The following is a 269-nucleotide window of genomic DNA, read 5'->3' as shown; positions in this document are numbered from 1 at the left end:
ACCGGGATACCGGTCGAGTCCTCATTGCCGGAGGCAGAAGTCACTGCCGTTTCCGGGGCATCGTTAACCGACGCCACGGTGATGGTGCCGGTGGCGGGAGTGCCGTCTTCCAGGCCCTGGTTATCCACCGAGGCGTACTGGAAGTCGGTGGTGCCATTCCAGTTGGCGTTGGGCACGAAGGTGAGCGAAGCGCCATTGCCGGTCGCCGGGACGCTGTCACCGATGGCCAGCGCGACGCCGTTCAGCAGCAGGGTGCCATTGGCCGGCAG

1 protein-coding gene is annotated in these 269 nt (G+C 65.8%); it reads right to left on the bottom strand.

Going from position 1 to position 269, the window contains the following annotated elements; translation table 11 throughout:
* On the bottom strand, positions 1-269 hold a 269-nt coding region (locus AAHM40_RS27130), incomplete at both ends, for a hypothetical protein (protein ID WP_342247456.1).

It is taken from the genome of Pseudomonas sp. OTU5201, from assembly GCF_038440135.1.
In the GTDB taxonomy this organism is placed as follows: Bacteria; Pseudomonadota; Gammaproteobacteria; order Pseudomonadales; family Pseudomonadaceae; genus Metapseudomonas; species Metapseudomonas resinovorans.
Note: the sequence above shows the minus strand (reverse complement) of the source record. Positions and strands in the feature narration are given on the sequence as shown.